The organism is Steroidobacteraceae bacterium (assembly GCA_041395505.1).
Taxonomy (GTDB): Bacteria; Pseudomonadota; Gammaproteobacteria; order Steroidobacterales; family Steroidobacteraceae; genus JAWLAG01.
Window position 1 is genome coordinate 2,428,059 of record JAWLAG010000001.1, and the last position, 13,963, is coordinate 2,442,021.

Annotated in this window: 12 protein-coding genes; 4 read left to right on the top strand and 8 right to left on the bottom strand. The window is 64.5% G+C overall.

Annotation, left to right across the window (positions count from 1 at the left end; all coding sequences use genetic code 11):
• Positions 1–18: 18 nt before the first annotated feature.
• Positions 19–321 carry a hypothetical protein gene (locus R3E77_11390; GenBank protein MEZ5500014.1) on the top strand — a complete coding sequence of 101 codons (303 nt, stop codon included), beginning with the start codon at positions 19–21 and terminating at the stop codon, positions 319–321.
• On the opposite strand, the gene R3E77_11395 is transcribed toward R3E77_11390, so the two are convergent.
• The 7 genes from R3E77_11395 to lexA form a co-directional block, all read right to left on the bottom strand.
• Positions 233–1,132 carry a DUF1223 domain-containing protein gene (locus R3E77_11395; protein ID MEZ5500015.1) on the bottom strand — a complete coding sequence of 300 codons (900 nt, stop codon included), beginning with the start codon at positions 1,130–1,132 and terminating at the stop codon, positions 233–235. The genes R3E77_11390 and R3E77_11395 overlap by 89 nt on opposite strands.
• A gap of 85 nt (positions 1,133–1,217) precedes the next feature.
• Positions 1,218–2,483 (bottom strand): MFS transporter, encoded by a 1,266-nt coding sequence (locus tag R3E77_11400; GenBank protein ID MEZ5500016.1) that lies wholly within the window; start codon positions 2,481–2,483, stop codon positions 1,218–1,220.
• A gap of 144 nt (positions 2,484–2,627) precedes the next feature.
• On the bottom strand, positions 2,628–5,744 hold the full coding sequence (locus R3E77_11405; protein MEZ5500017.1) for an error-prone DNA polymerase: 3,117 nt from the start codon (positions 5,742–5,744) through the stop codon (positions 2,628–2,630).
• 130 nt (positions 5,745–5,874) lie between these two features.
• Entirely contained in the window at positions 5,875–7,455 is a 1,581-nt protein-coding gene (locus R3E77_11410; GenBank protein MEZ5500018.1) for a DNA polymerase Y family protein, read from the bottom strand.
• Positions 7,456–7,540: 85 nt separating this feature from the next.
• The gene (gene imuA, locus R3E77_11415; GenBank protein ID MEZ5500019.1) at positions 7,541–8,188 is read right to left on the bottom strand and encodes a translesion DNA synthesis-associated protein ImuA; all 648 of its coding nucleotides are present in this window, start codon (positions 8,186–8,188) and stop codon (positions 7,541–7,543) included.
• Positions 8,189–8,218: 30 nt separating this feature from the next.
• Positions 8,219–8,608, bottom strand: coding sequence for a VOC family protein (locus R3E77_11420; protein MEZ5500020.1), 390 nt, complete (start codon positions 8,606–8,608; stop codon positions 8,219–8,221).
• Positions 8,609–8,643: 35 nt separating this feature from the next.
• Positions 8,644–9,270: a transcriptional repressor LexA gene (gene lexA, locus R3E77_11425; protein MEZ5500021.1), complete on the bottom strand. Its 627-nt coding sequence runs from the start codon at positions 9,268–9,270 to the stop codon at positions 8,644–8,646.
• Between the two features lie 164 nt (positions 9,271–9,434).
• On the opposite strand from lexA, the gene R3E77_11430 reads away from it, so the two are divergent.
• Positions 9,435–10,634, top strand: coding sequence for a hypothetical protein (locus R3E77_11430; protein ID MEZ5500022.1), 1,200 nt, complete (start codon positions 9,435–9,437; stop codon positions 10,632–10,634).
• Between the two features lie 64 nt (positions 10,635–10,698).
• Complete coding sequence (locus tag R3E77_11435) at positions 10,699–11,610, top strand: DUF1838 family protein (GenBank protein ID MEZ5500023.1); 912 nt, start codon at positions 10,699–10,701, stop codon at positions 11,608–11,610.
• A gap of 7 nt (positions 11,611–11,617) precedes the next feature.
• Here the strand turns inward: R3E77_11435 and R3E77_11440 are convergent, their stop codons facing one another.
• Entirely contained in the window at positions 11,618–12,715 is a 1,098-nt protein-coding gene (locus R3E77_11440) for a hypothetical protein (protein MEZ5500024.1), read from the bottom strand.
• Positions 12,716–12,912: 197 nt separating this feature from the next.
• Here R3E77_11440 and hppD point away from each other — a divergent pair, with 197 nt between their 5' ends.
• On the top strand, positions 12,913–13,959 hold the full coding sequence (gene hppD / locus R3E77_11445; GenBank protein MEZ5500025.1) for a 4-hydroxyphenylpyruvate dioxygenase: 1,047 nt from the start codon (positions 12,913–12,915) through the stop codon (positions 13,957–13,959).
• Positions 13,960–13,963: the final 4 nt, after the last annotated feature.

A 13,963-nucleotide genomic window follows, 5' to 3' on the forward strand; every position in this document is an offset into this window, starting at 1 on the left:
CAAGCGGACGAAGCTCCTATGGGCGACAAAGCGAAAGCAAAACAGGTCGAGACCGAAGAGGACGAGGACGATCTCGTCGACGACATCGACGACGAACTCGACGACGATGGTGATGACGTCGACCGTGTATTTCGTGACCTTGAAAAAGCCGGCCGGATCGGCGCCAAGTGCGATGACCCGGCCTGGCGGCGCCTGGAACGATTACGCGAGGAAAAACTGACCGCCGAGCTGGTCAGCGATTTCGACGATTACGACATTGGAGTCGACGACGACGGCGATACGCCGGCGGGCAAACGCACGTACCGACGCCTCGCGGGCTGATCAAACGCGATTCTTCGCCACCGGCCGGTCGGTGTGGCGCGGCGCCGCTGCCCGGTGTCTGCTGGTTTAACCAGCCGCCGGCAGCCTGAAGTGGCGCAGCCGAGCCAGGCCTGCTCACCCATGCCACCATCGCCTGCCGAGTCGGCAACATGGCCGTTCGCGGTCGACGCACGCTCGCCGTCATGGTGCCGCCGGTCGCCACCATCGATGCGCTGCTGCGTGCCAACACGATGAAATCGTGCCGCAAGCTCCGGCCTTGATTCTCCCCGGCAGTCACCTTGCTCTGCAGGCCAAAACCGAGCAGCACGACCTCGACTTGCAGCGGGCCCGACTGCGTGACCGGCTCGAAGCTGACATCGACCTGCTGATCCTGCACGGCGAGTTCCAGCACGCCCGCCGGGAGGCGACGCCCGGTGACAGTGCGCTCGCCGGCGTACCAGCCACGCCATTCGCGGCCGTTCACCACGAAGCCCGGCGTATAGACGGTGCTGGAGCCCTCTGCATCGGCATGTTGCGATTGGCGCTGGCTGTTGGCACGGCTCGCGAACGGATCGCGCCAGCCGAGTTCGTCCCAGTAATCGACGTGAAACGCGACCGGAATGAAATCGCGCCACAGACCTTCTCGCGTGACGAGCGAACTCAACCAGCGATCCGCCGGCGGACAGCTGCTGCAACCTTCGGACGTGTAGAGTTCGACCAGCGTCGTTTGCGTGAAGCCGCTACGAAAGCGTTGTGCATCCGCCGCCCCGACGGCGGCGCTGATTGCCAGGGCAGCAAGGAGCACCGCGGCCGGGTAACGGGCAGAGATCATTCTCATACCACAAGATGACCGGCCGGGTCAGGCCGGTATTGCAGCCATCATGCCCGCAGGGCGCGTGTTCCACCTCGTGCCGCCGCTACGAATCCTCGTCCGCGGTAGCGGTCGGCGACTGGTGCGGATGGCTTGCGCTCGCGAACAGTTCACCACTCGAACTCGTGCCCGGCGGCGTACTGACAAAGGGCGATTTCTGGGGCGCAGGTACGGGCGCACGGCGCACGATGCGATACAGGGAGAAAGCTGCGAGCGAGATGTGCATTGCGGCCAGCAGGTACAGGAACGATCCATTGCCTGCCTTTTGCATGATCGCAGCAACAAGGACCGGCCCAACCGCCGCGCCCGCGCCGTTCAGCAGCACGATCGTGCCGCTTGCGCTCAGCATCTGCGCATCACTCAGTTGATCGTTGATATGGGCAAGGTTGAGCGCATAGAGCGTCAGGCTGAACCCGCCGTAGATACCGATCAGCGGCAGCAACCACGCCCCGCCGCGTGCAATGTCCTGGGCCGCAGACAGCGCCGCCGCCGCCGAGAGGACGCAGGCGGCAACCAGCACGAATCGGCGATCGACGCGGTCGGAGAGGCGACCGACCGGCAGTTGCGTGAGGCAGGCCGCGAGAATCGCCGCCGCCATGAAACTCGCCACCTCGGCGGCATCAAATCCGAGCCTTGCCACGTAGACCGCCCCGAGCGAGAACAGGCAGCCGGAAATCGCGCCCGACATCGTGACGCCGACGACACCGAGGGGCGACATCCTGTAGAGCTCTGTCACACGCACGGCCACGGCGGCGCGCGGCGCGGGCGCTGTACGCGAAGCGAGTGCCATGGGCACCAGCGCGAGCGCGATCAGGATGGCAACCAGCATGAACAACTCGACACTTGCCGGATCCGCGAGATTCAGCAACAACTGGCCGAGGCCCTGGCCGCCGAAGCAGATGAGCATGTAAACCGCGAGCAGCGCGCCGCGCTGCGTCGCGCTCGACTGGTCATTGAGCCAGCTCTCGGCCACCACGTACAAGCCGGCGAAGCAGAACCCGGAGACGAACCGCAGCGCTATCCACAATGGCGCGGCAATCAGGAAAGTCATCGACAGGACGACCACAGCCGCAAGCGCGCAGAATGCGGCGAACACGCGAATATGGCCGACATCGCGCACGAGGCGCGGCGCCGCGGCCGAGCCGGCGACATAGCCGACGTAATAGGCGGCGAGGATCAGCCCCGTCACCAGCGTCGAATAGCCCTCGAGGGTCGCGCGCAAGGCGACGAGCGTGCCTTGCAGGCCCCCGCCCAGCATCAGCAATGCCATGCCGAGCAAAAGCGTCCAGGTGGCTCCCAGCGTCGTGCGCATCGCCCGTCATCGACTCCCTGTTGCACGCAGCTGGCTGCGCACTCGCGCGATTTTAGCTGGGCCGCCGCTCGTTATTGCTGCATTCTGTGCCGTGCCGACCCGGATTCGGGTCGGCACGTGGCGTTTGCAGCGTATTGGCAACGCTCAGTGAAAATCGCGCGAACGGGTGGCCAGCCGACCGAGCCAGGCGGTGCGATTGAGCAACCTGGCGGCGATCACATGCGTGACGATACCCTCGCGCTGCAGCTCGCCATGTACCTCCATCAGCCGCGACTCGAGCAGCGCGCGCCGTTGCGCCTGGCCCACGCTCTCCCAGACGATCAGGTTGACATGACCGGTCTCGTCCTCGAGCGTGACAAACGTGACTCCGCTTGCGCTCGCGGGCCGCTGCCGGGTGATGACGATGCCGGCAACGCGCACCGACCTGCCATTGTTCAAATCACCCAGTTGCGCCGCAGTGACGATGCGCTGGCGTTGCAGCCGTTCGCGCAACAGGGCCATGGGATGACGCCCGAGCGTCAGGCCGAGAGCGCGATAATCGGCAACGATATTCTCAGCCTCCGTCGGTCGGCTGAGCAGCGGCCGCGCTGCATCTGCGACCGCGACCGGCGCAAGCGGCAACTCGCGCTCGGTACCCGCCACGTCCCAGAAAGCCAGATGGCGATGCCCGGTCAGCCGCGACAGCGCGCCGGCGGCGGCGAGCGCCTCGAGATCGCCGCGCTCGAGCACCGCCCGCCGCGCGAGATCGGCCACGGAGGCAAAGCCCGCGTGCGCACGCGCCGCCATGATGCGCTGCATGGCAACGCCGGACAGTGACTTCACCAGTCGCAGGCCGAGTCGCAACGCAGGCCTGCCTTGCGCATCAGCGCTGCCGCGCTCGAGCCGTGCGTCGGCATCGCTCGCCGTGACACAGACCGGCAGGATCTCGACGCCGGCATGGGCCGCGGCACGCACCAGCTGTGCCGGCGCATAGAAACCCATCGGTTGACTGTTGAGCAGCGCCGCCGTGAACGCCGCCGGTTCGTGACATTTGAGCCAGGCGGACACATAGACCAGCAAGGCGAAGCTCGCGGCGTGCGATTCTGGAAATCCGTATTCGCCAAAACCAAGGATCTGCTGAAAGATCTGCCGGGCGAACTGCTCGTCATAGCCGCGCTCGCGCATGCCATTGATCAATCGCTCTTCGAACGGCCCGAGACCCCCGCGGCGCTTCCAGGCCGCCATGGCGCGACGCAGGCGATCTGCCTCACCCGGAGTGAAACCCGCTGCGACAATGGCGAGCTGCATGACCTGCTCCTGGAAAATAGGCACGCCGAGGGTGCGCTTGAGCACATCCTTGACCGCTTCGCTGGGATAATCGACAGCCTCCTCGCCGTTGCGCCGCCGCAGATAGGGGTGGACCATGTCGCCCTGGATCGGGCCCGGGCGGATGATCGCAACCTCGATCACGAGGTCGTAGTAGTTGCGCGGCTTGAGGCGCGGCAGCATCGCCATCTGCGCGCGCGATTCGATCTGAAAGACCCCGGTGGTATCGCCTTGCGAGATCATCTCGTAGGTGAGCGGACATTCGGGCGGGACATCGGCCATGGTAAATGGCTGGCCGCGCCAACCCGAGATGAGGTCGAGTGCGCGGCGGATTGCACTCAGCATGCCGAGCCCCAGCAGGTCGACCTTGAGCAGACCGAGATCATCGAGGTCGTCCTTGTCCCACTGGATGACGGTTCTCTCGGGCATGGCCGCGTTCTCGATGGGCACCAGCTCCTCGAGCAGCCCTTCGCTGATGACGAAACCGCCCACGTGCTGCGACAAATGGCGCGGAAAGCCTTGCAACTCGCCCGCCAGCTCAAGTAGCAGCTGCACCCGCGGGTTGTCGGGATCGAAACCGACGTCGCGGATACGACTCGCATCGATCCCCTCGTGCCACCATTGCATGGTGCTCGCGAGCTTCTCGCTCTGCAGCGGATCGAATCCCAGCACCTTGCCGAGGTCGCGCAGCGCGCTGCGCGCGCGGTAGCTGATGACGGTGGCCGTGAGCGCCGTGCGCTCCCGACCGTATTTGCGGTAAACATACTGGATGACTTCTTCGCGCCGCTCGTGCTCGAAGTCGATGTCGATATCGGGTGGTTCGTTGCGCTCGCGCGATATGAAGCGCTCGACCAGCATGGACATGCGCGCCGGATCGACTTCGGTGATGCCAAGCGCATAGCACACGGTCGAATTGGCGGCCGACCCGCGTCCCTGGCACAAAATACCCTGGCCACGCGCGAAACTGACCACATCGTAGACAGTGAGGAAGTAGGGTTCGTAGCCGAGATCGGCGATGAGCGCGAGTTCGTGTTCGATCAATGCGCGCACTTTCGGCGCCATGCCCTGCGGCCAGCGTCGCTCGGCGCCTTCGTAGGTGATGCGGCGCAGATAACTGGCGGGTGTCTCGCCCGCGGGGGTGACTTCACGTGGATACTCGTAGCGCAGTTCGTCGAGCGAGAAATGGCAGCGCTCGGCAATGGCAACCGTGGCCGCGAGCCAGTCGCGCGGATAGATGCGCAGGAGCCGTTCGCGCTCGCGCAGATAGCGCTCGCCATTGGCATACAGCGCCGTGCCCGCCCCGCCGAGGGTCGTGCCGAGGCGGATCGCCGTCAGTGCATCCTGCAAACGACGGCGCTCACGCCGATGCATATGCACATCGCCACTGGCGACGATCGGCAAGCCCAGCTGCGCGCCGAGTCGCTCGAGGCGGCGCGCGCGCAGCGCATCAGTGCCATCGCACAACAGCTCGACGGCGAGCCAGGCCGCGCCGTCGAAATGGGTCTTGATCCACATCGCCTGCTCCATGGCCTGCGCCTCGGCAGCACCCGAAATCGCACTCGCTGGAGGCAACCAGAGCAGCACGCAATCGTGCAGCCATTCGACAACGTCTGCGCGCGTGAGCCGGTAGCTGCCTTTGTCGGCAGCGCGGCGGCCGCGGGTGATCAAACGGCACAGACGACCATAGCCGCGCCGATTCTCCGCAAGGGCGACCAGACGGGTACCGCAATCGAGCGTGAACTCGGCGCCGATGATCAGCGGCAGTGCGTGCTCCCTGGTCGCCGTGTGCGCACGTACCACGCCCGCCACCGAACACTCGTCGGTGATGGCCAGTGCGCGGTAGCCGAGTTCCCGGGCGCGACAGACCAGCTCCTCGGGCCGCGATGCACCGCGCAGGAAGGTGAAGTTCGTGAGGCAGTGCAGTTCGGCATAAGCCGGTGCAGCGGCGCGCATCATGCACTTCTCACGGCACGCATGAAATCACTTTCGGTGTGTGGCCCAGGCGAATGGGTCACGGCGTTCCTGAAAACAGGACAGGATACGCAGACAAGCACAACGACATTCGAACACGCGTAAGTGCGAGGCACTAGGCAAACACACCATGCAGATACCAGGCATGGGGCGGTGAACGCTCGCGATAAACCCACAAGCTCATGCCCGCCGCATTACACGCAAGGTAATAGTCGCGTGCGATATCGCGGCCATCCCACCAGCCGCTCTCGATTCGTTCAGGCCCGGACGACAATTGCAGAGTCTCACCGTAGCAAGGCCGGCCCTCGCGGGTATCGAGCCGCTGCGGCTCGCCCAGCAACCACAGTGGCCGCCGGTACATCGACGTCTCGGACGGATATGAAGTCGGCACCGAAGCACTGGCCAATGGCGAGAGGACGGGCTCCGCAACGCGCCAGGCCGCTTCCGGCCGATGTTCCGGCACCAGGCACAAGCCATGGACTGCCTCGACGCCAAGGCGCGCACGCAGACGCTCGATGAAAGCCGGCAACTCCCGGTCGGCGCTGCCGCCATGCTCGCCCCGTCGCCACAGCGATGCGCTGCTGGTGGTCATGGGCAAGAGCGGCCCCGTGCGCAGCTGCAACCCTGTAACGGCCGCCGGCAGCTGCAATCGCGCCAGATGTTCTCCGAACAGGAAATCCAATTGTGCGGCGGCGAACTCGGTTGTAGTGAGAGTCAATCGCAAGCTCGTTGCCGGTCGTGCACGATGCGACAGGCGCAGCTGCAATTGATTGAGCGCCGACTGGCGCTGGCGCAGGAAATCCTCGAGCTGCCATAGCAGTGGCTGCAGCGCCAGACGAATCTGTGCGCTGCTGGTCAGCTCGTGATCCAGCTCGACACGGCCGTGAAAGCGCTCTGCGGTGATGAATGTGCGGCGCGGTGCGGCTACCTTGCCGGCAAGCTCATCGAGCATGCGCAATCGCGCAGGACCGAAACGCTGCGCAAAACCGGCGCGCGGCAAACGCAGCAATTCACCGAGGCGATGCACGCCCATGTTCGCCAGACGCGCAAGCTCATCGTCCGGCCAGCGCAATGCCCCGAGCGGCAGCTTGGCCAGTTGTCCCCGGAGTTGCCCAGGGTCGGTGATGTGCGCACCAACACCCGCGCGGGCGCAGATCAGTGCCGCCAGGGCCTGCGGCGTCAACGCCTGGGTGACGGCGATACCCGCATCCTCGCAAGCCAATGCAATCTGCCGACACAGCACCGCTGCGCCACCGAACAGGCGCAGACTGCCCTTGACCTCGAGCAGCACCGCATCCGGCGGCTCGAGGCTGACCCGCGGCGAGAACTGCAGCATGCACGCCGCGAGTCGCTCGAGCAGTGCCCGCTCCCGTGCCGGGTCGCGCTCGCACACGCGCAGGTCTGCCTGCAGCGCAAGCGCGGCATTGAGCCCCATGCCAGGCGCGATTCCCGCCTGCCGCGCCTTGCTATTGGCGTGGAGTACCCGCTGCACACGCTGTTCGATGGCGACGACAACGAGAGGTGAATCGTCAGTTGCAATTGCCACTGCCTGCAGTGCGACTGCAGGAATGTGCAGCGCCATCCACAACTGCGATGCGATCGCGGTACGCTGGGTTTGTTCGACGACGGTAATGGCCGGGGTCGTCGGAGCCGGTAACGACGAGGTGTGCGGGGCGCACAGCAAAGTCTGTTTCACCAAGCGAGTATCGGGGAGCGACTGAAACAGACTTTGCTGTGCGCTCCGTGCACGCCCTGCCAACCGCAGGCCTCTCAATCTGCGCTCAGCCATGACCGGATGGCCAATCGATATCGATGGGCGCACGCGTGCCGCCACGACTCTTGTGCAGCGTGACGCGCAAGCCGCCCGGACGCGGGTTGAGGATCAGCCGCAGTTGCGCCGCCGATGACTCGCGTGCGCTTGATAGCGCACGAAACACGAAACCGAGCGTCTGGCCGCGCTCGCTGGCGATCTGCAGACGGCGGATGCTGCGCGGACTGGCGCGGCGCACCCAGGTCAAGGCCACCGTGCAGGCACCGCCGCCGAGCGCCTGCTCCATGGCCCACAGTGCCGTCTCGGTGCGCACGATGAGCTGCCGCGCCAGCGCCAGGCCATGTGCAACGAGGGCGGGTGCATAGGGTTCGAAGGGTGGTGCAATCCAGGTGATCCAGCGAGCGGGCTCGGCGTGGCTGGCCTGCGCCAGCATGGGCATCAACAGTCGCAATTCACCCAGGCCGTGATATGGCGTGAGAATCTCGACCAGACCGGTTTGTGGCCAGCCCCCTCCGGGCAGACCGGTATCGAGCAACTGGAAGCCGCTGCTGAAACAGGGGATGGCGGCACTGCTGCGACCGCGCCAGATGGCGGGGTGCATCAGCAACTGTGCGAGACGAGGCTCCTTGAGTGACTCCCTGAGAGAATCCTTGGACATGGGGCAGGCTGCGGCTTGAGCACGGGGCGATTACCCGGACTGCCCGAAATGGGGATTCTCGATGAGACCGAAGACATTGCCGAAAGGATCGAGCACCGTGGCGACCTTGATGCCACCGCCGACATCCTGGATGTCGGCATGCGGCTTTGCGCCGAGGGTGAGCAGATGTGCGCGAGCGGCCACGATATCGGGCACGCCCCAGTAGACCGTGACACTGCCCTCGCCTTCGGCGCTACTCGCGGGATCGGGATCGAGGCCGAGTTCGAAGCCGCCGACATTGAAACCGACATAGAACGGTTCGTCGAAATAAGGTGCGATGCCGAGCGCCTGGCTGTACCAATCGCGCGCGCGGGTAATGTCGGTTGCACGGTACTTGGCAGTGCGCAAACCGAGGAAGCTGACTTTTTTGTTGGCGTTCATCGCAATGATCTCGCGGCTGGGCAATAGCCAACGAATCAGGTGAGGCCGGCGCGGGCCGAGCCGCGGCGCACGACACCGACGACGACGCCCTCGATGAGCATCTCGGTTTTCTTCAGATCGACCTTGATGGGCTCGAAGTCGGGGTTCTCCGGCAGCAACCAGGCGAAAGCGCCCTCCTGGCGATAGCGCTTGACGGTGACTTCGTTCTCGAGCCGCGCGACGATGATCTGGCGGTTGCGCACCTCAGCCGTGCGGTGCACGGCGACCAGATCGCCATCGAGGATGCCGGCGTCTTTCATGGACATGCCGGTGACCTTGAGCAGGTAATGCGGGCGCGGCGAGAACACGGCCGGGTCGATGGACAGGTGCGCTTCGAAATTCTCCTCCGAGAAGATGGGTTTGCCCGCCGCCACCCGACCGATGAGCGGCAGACCGAGCTGCTCGCGCAGGGTGTCCTTGAGCTGAATGCCGCGGGAGGTGCCCGGTATGAGCGCAATGACCCCTTTGCGGGCCAGGGCACGCAGATGCTCCTCGGCGGCGTTGGCGGACTTGAACCCGAGCTCTTGCGCGATTTCTGCCCGCGTGGGCGGCATACCGGTCTCGGCAATGGCTCTCTGGATGAGGCGGAGAATTTCTGTCTGGCGAGGTGTCAGGTCGGACATGTGGAACCTGTTGGGATATACAGTATCTGTGATTATATACAGCTTCCAACCAGATGCAAGCCCCACGCTGCCGTTCTCAATTCCTCTACAAAAGCCGCCTAAGCAATTGACCTTGGTACACAATCTCGCCCCGTCGCTCGCCCAAAACCCGTGGAGACCTGCCCGTGCCCCCGGCCGGACTGCCCATCGAGTTCCTGCTCTTCGGCGCTACCCTGCTCGCCGTCGCCCTGTGGCACGACCACAGCCTGACCGCCGCGCTGCTCGGCCTGCTCGTGATCACGCTCTACAAGATACTCATCACCGGCTTTGGCGCTGCCACGGGACTGGCCGGACTTGGCCACCACCTCGCGCATGAGTGGGTCACACTCGCCAACCTCTTCGGCCTGCTCGTCGGCTTCGCACTCATCGCACGACATTTTGAACTGAGCGAACTGCCAAGGAAGCTGCCCCACTACCTGCCCGACAACTGGACCGGCGGATTGTGGCTGCTGTTCGGCATCTTTGTGATCTCGAGCTTCCTCGACAACATCGCCGCGGCATTGATCGGTGGCGCGCTGGCGCACAGCGTCTACCGCGGCCGCGTGCGCATCGGCTATCTGGCCGCAATCGTTGCGGCAGCCAACGCCGGCGGCGCCGGCAGCGTCATCGGCGACACCACGACCACCATGATCTGGATCCATGGCAAGGCGCCGTCGGAAGTGTTCCACGCCTACATCGGTGCCATCGCCGCACTGCTGGTCTGCGGCATTCCAGCCGCCCTGGCGCAACAGCGACACGCACCGATCATGGCCGACACGCCGAAGGACACACGCGTCGATCTGCCGCGCATTCTCATCGTGCTGCTCGTGCTCGCGCTGGCCGTAGCAGCCAATGTCATCGCCAATACGCATCAGCCGCAGCTGCTCGAACGCCTGCCGCTGCTCGGTGCCGTGGTGAGTGGTAGCTTGTTGTTGAGCGTGCCGTTGCGCCGGCCCGACTGGACCGTCCTGCCGAGCGCGCTGCGCAGCGCACTGTTCCTGCTCGCACTCGTGACTGCAGCGTCCATGATGCCGGTTGAACGATTGCCGACGCCGACCTGGCACTCCACCGCCGGCATCGGCATCGTGTCGGCACTGTTCGACAACATACCGCTGACCGCACTGGCGTTGCGCCAGGGCGGATATGACTGGGGCGTCCTTGCCTATGCGGTCGGCTTCGGCGGCTCGATGATCTGGTTCGGCTCATCGGCAGGTGTCGCCGTCACGGCCCTGTACCCCGAAGCGCGCTCGGCGCGTCGCTGGTTGCGCGAGGGCTGGTACGTCGCATTGAGCTATGTCGCCGGCTTCGCTGCCCTGCTCCTGCTCGCAGGGTGGCGGCCGGACTAACCGACCCGCGCCGATCGCGCCAACGCTGGCATGATGCACTCGTCATCGTGATGAGGAGTTCGACATGCACCGCCGCTTTGCCTTGCCGTTCGCGTTGCTGCTCACATTATCCTTCCATTTTCCACTCGGCCGCGCCGAACTGCTCGGCGATGACGAAGTGCGCACGGGCCTTGCCGCGCTCGACTGGAATGCGAAAATGACCTGCGGCACGACCGAGGCGGGCGTCACCCGCTACGGTTTGTGGGAGGGCCGACTCTACAGTCGCGTGCCCGGCGAGCGCGACCGACACCTCTTCAATGTCATCGGCATCAACACGCGCCAGTGCGCGCGCCTCGAGGATGCCAGGCGTGGTCCTGGTTTCCGCAGTGTCTCGCGCGAGGTCATGATCTATCTCGACCCGAAGAGCAACGAGATCGTCGATCGCTGGACCAACCCCTGGACCGACGAGACGGTGGACGTCATCCATGTCGCGAACGACCCGGTCAACATGCGCGCGCCGGCCTTCGCCTTTGCCGATGACGGTACCGCCTCGCGCGCTGCACTGCGCCGCTACGACGACACCGTGGTCTCTTCGAGCGAGTTTCCACTCTTCTATACGAATCCACTCGCGGGCGAGTATCAGGACTATGTCGGCGGCACCTACCACGCGATCGAAATCTTCAATACCTATTATCGCGCGGCCGATTTTCTCGATGCGCGCAGGAAGCGCATCGGCGAGTCACGCATCTCCTGGCAGCGCGTGTCCGCATGGATGCCATGGATGAAAATGGGCGACCGGCCCGGGCTCATGATCTTCAACGCCACCGGCTTCTCGACTTTCGACGCCAAGCGCATTCCCGCGCAGCTCATCGACGCGCTGAAGTCGCGCTACCCGGCCTATCTAACGCCGCCGCCGCTCGACGACACGCGGCCGAACGAGACGACCTGGACCGTGACGCGCAGGATCATCGACGAGGCGCGCGCGAAGAGTCGCTGATGTGCAATTACCGCAGCAGGATGAAGTGACCATCGCGCGTGGCCACGCCAGTCGTACGGTCGCTCGTGCGGGTGACGGCCTCGCCCTGCTCGATCTGCGCGAAGGTATCCAGCGCGAGTAACGACCACCGCAGGAGCTTCCGGTCTTTCCACGCGACCAGCACGGAATTGCCGCTCACCAGCACCAGGGGATATTTTCCGGCGCCGAGCGCTGCGCGCCGCGTGACTTGCATTGCATCGAGATCGACTGCGGCCAACAACACGGCGCCGTCGTGCTCCCAGGCGATGACAGCACGCTGAGCCTCGAGCGCCATGCCCACACCGGAGATCGGGCAAGCGTCGATGATCCAGCTCTCTGCATCCAGGCGCAGTCGTCGTTGTTCGCCGGTTTGCAGATCAACGCGCTGCAGATACTCGTCGCGCCTGTTGCCCTCCCGGTCGCGATAAACCGCCCACAGCACTTGATCGGCATTCATTGCGAGCGAGGTGTCGCAACATTCACATGCCAGGGAACGCAATTCGAGCGGCGCGGCGAATTCGTCGGCACCCGATGCCCTGCGCGCAACAAAGACGGCGCGATCATCGTGCCAGGCGACCGTCACGATATTGTCGAACGCTGTAATCGAATAGCCATCCGCACCGCCACGATATGCGTAGCTCGTAGCGACCTCTGGCCCGGGGCCCAATTGCGAATACATTACCCCCCAGGCCGTGCGATCGAGCCCCAGCGCATAGGCCCGGTTGTACCAGACGATATGCGCCCGGCCATCGGCCGTGATCGCGATCTTCGGGCCACGGAACAGTCCGCCCGCCGCAAAACCCTTGCGCTCATTGATCCGTAGCGATGGCGCGAACTGGCGCCCCAGGTCAGCGCTTACCGTGTAGTACAGATCGTCGTTGCGCAGAAAGGCGAGATGCAGCCTGCCGGCCGCATCCATGGCCGCATCGGCGAGAGTGCCGTTGTCGGGCACGGGCAGCACCCGCACGCGCGCGCTCGCCTGGCCGGCGTTGCCATCGCAGGCGGCCAGGGTGAATGCCACAGCGGCCGTGCCCATCGTGATCCGCAGCAAACTACGGCGTTTACGACTCGCGCATGCATCGCTCACTTGTCTGCTCCACCCCGGATCCCGATCGCCAAGCCCTATCGTACGCCCAATCCGGTCGAGGGCGACTCGTGCCGACGGAGCGCCTTCGCGTCGCGCCGCGATTTGCTGCTGTTGACGGTTCAAGTGCAATTAGTTACAATTGCAACTAATTACCCGCTGGCGGAGATGGTGCGGTGGCAGATTTGTTCGACAACCCGATGGGGCTCGACGGCTTCGAATTCGTCGAGTTTGCTGCGCCCGACAAAGGCGCACTCGAATCCGTTTTCGACAGCCTCGGCTTCAATGCCATTGCAAGGCATCGATCCAAGGACGTCACGCTCTATCGCCAGGGCAACATCAATTTCATCGTCAACCACGAGCCCAAAAGCCTCGCCGCCTACTTCGCCGAAGAGCACGGCCCCGGCGCCTGCGGCATGGCCTTCCGTGTGCGCGATGCGCACAAGGCCTATCAGCTTGCACTCGATCTCGGTGCGCAGCCCATCGATATCCCCACGGGCCCGATGGAATTGCGCCTGCCGGCCATCAAGGGCATCGGCGGCGCGCCGCTTTATCTCATCGACCGTTATGGCGAAGGCAGCAGCATCTACGACATCGACTTCCAGTTCTTCCAGGACGCGGATCGCGCGCCCGCGGGTGCCTTGCTGACCGAAATCGACCATCTGACGCACAATGTCTACCGTGGACGCATGGGCTTCTGGGCGGCCTTCTACGAGCGGCTGTTCAATTTTCGCGAGATCCGATATTTCGACATCAAGGGTGAATACACCGGCCTCACCAGCAAGGCGATGACCGCACCCGACGGCCGCATCCGCATTCCGCTCAACGAGGAAGCGGCCCAGGGCGGCGGCCAGATCGAGGAATACCTGATGCGCTTCAATGGCGAGGGAATCCAGCACGTCGCACTGTCAACGCCCGACATCTTCGCGACCGTCGACCGTCTGCGCGCGAATGGTGTCAAGCTCATGACACCGCCGCCCGATACCTACTACGAAATGCTCGAAGAGCGCCTGCCGGGTCATGGCGAGGACGTGGCCAGGCTGCAAAAGCGAGGCATTCTTCTCGATGGCACGACCAAGGGCGAACCGCGTCTGCTGTTGCAGATCTTCTCCGAATGCCTCATCGGCCCGGTCTTCTTCGAGTTCATCCAGCGAAAGCGCGACGAAGGATTTGGCGAGGGCAACTTCAAGGCGCTGTTCGAGTCCTTGGAGCGTGATCAGATGCGCCGCGGCGCACTGAAGGTCTGAGTCA